Raw genomic sequence first — 1929 nt, 5'->3', positions numbered from 1 at the left:
AGAGTAAACCTCTCAAAACTGAACAAAGTATCGACGAATGTGTAAGTTTCCGTAATATTCCTTAGAAAGGAGGTGATCCAGCCGCACCTTCCGATACGGCTACCTTGTTACGACTTCACCCCAATCATCTATCCCACCTTAGGCGGCTGGCTCCACAAGGGTTACCTCACCGACTTCGGGTGTTACAAACTTTCGTGGTGTGACGGGCGGTGTGTACAAGGCCCGGGAACGTATTCACCGCGGCGTGCTGATCCGCGATTACTAGCGATTCCGGCTTCATGTAGGCGAGTTGCAGCCTACAATCCGAACTGAGAGAAGCTTTAAGAGATTTGCATGACCTCGCGGCCTAGCGACTCGTTGTACTTCCCATTGTAGCACGTGTGTAGCCCAGGTCATAAGGGGCATGATGATTTGACGTCATCCCCACCTTCCTCCGGTTTGTCACCGGCAGTCTCGCTAGAGTGCCCAACTGAATGATGGCAACTAACAATAAGGGTTGCGCTCGTTGCGGGACTTAACCCAACATCTCACGACACGAGCTGACGACAACCATGCACCACCTGTCACTTTGTCCCCGAAGGGAAAGCTCTATCTCTAGAGTGGTCAAAGGATGTCAAGACCTGGTAAGGTTCTTCGCGTTGCTTCGAATTAAACCACATGCTCCACCGCTTGTGCGGGCCCCCGTCAATTCCTTTGAGTTTCAACCTTGCGGTCGTACTCCCCAGGCGGAGTGCTTAATGCGTTAGCTGCAGCACTGAAGGGCGGAAACCCTCCAACACTTAGCACTCATCGTTTACGGCGTGGACTACCAGGGTATCTAATCCTGTTTGCTCCCCACGCTTTCGAGCCTCAGCGTCAGTTACAGACCAGAGAGTCGCCTTCGCCACTGGTGTTCCTCCATATATCTACGCATTTCACCGCTACACATGGAATTCCACTCTCCTCTTCTGCACTCAAGTCTCCCAGTTTCCAATGACCCTCCCCGGTTGAGCCGGGGGCTTTCACATCAGACTTAAGAAACCGCCTGCGCTCGCTTTACGCCCAATAAATCCGGACAACGCTTGCCACCTACGTATTACCGCGGCTGCTGGCACGTAGTTAGCCGTGGCTTTCTGGTTAGATACCGTCAAGGTAAGAGCAGTTACTCTCCTACTTGTTCTTCTCTAACAACAGAGTTTTACGATCCGAAAACCTTCTTCACTCACGCGGCGTTGCTCGGTCAGACTTCCGTCCATTGCCGAAGATTCCCTACTGCTGCCTCCCGTAGGAGTCTGGGCCGTGTCTCAGTCCCAGTGTGGCCGATCACCCTCTCAGGTCGGCTATGCATCATGGCCTTGGTGAGCCGTTACCTCACCAACTAGCTAATGCACCGCGGGTCCATCCATCAGTGACACCCGAAAGCGTCTTTCAAATCAACACCATGCGGTGTCGACTATTATGCGGTATTAGCACCTGTTTCCAAGTGTTATCCCCCTCTGATGGGTAGGTTACCCACGTGTTACTCACCCGTCCGCCACTCCTCTTTTCAAATGAGTGCAAGCACTCGGTAGAAAAGAAGCGTTCGACTTGCATGTATTAGGCACGCCGCCAGCGTTCGTCCTGAGCCAGGATCAAACTCTCATAATAAAAGTTGAACACAATCCGAAGATTGTTAAGCTCATTTGTTTGCTAGCATATTGCTTCGCTTTGTTAAAAATTGTTGTTTGTTTTTACCGTTGTAAAAACAACCTACACATTTGGTTCGTCTTACTTTGTTCAGTTTTCAAAGGTCTACTTTGTTACCTCGCAGCAACTTTTATATCATATCAAATCTTCGATTTGATGTCAACACTTTTTTTCAAAAGTTTCAAAGTTTTTTTCTGCTTGATGTTATCGATTGTTTCGCGACAACTTCATTAGTTTATCAGGTTGTTTGTTATTTGTCAACAA

Annotated in this window: 1 rRNA gene; it reads right to left on the bottom strand. The window is 49.3% G+C overall.

Features of this window, described 5'->3' with window-relative positions:
* Positions 1–65: 65 nt before the first annotated feature.
* Positions 66–1626: ribosomal RNA gene (locus BCR23_RS04425) — 16S ribosomal RNA — on the bottom strand.
* Between the last annotated feature and the right edge of the window lie 303 nt (positions 1627–1929).

The organism is Enterococcus quebecensis (genome assembly GCF_001730365.1).
Lineage (GTDB): Bacteria > Bacillota > Bacilli > Lactobacillales > Enterococcaceae > Enterococcus_L > Enterococcus_L quebecensis.
Note: the sequence above shows the minus strand (reverse complement) of the source record. Positions and strands in the feature narration are given on the sequence as shown.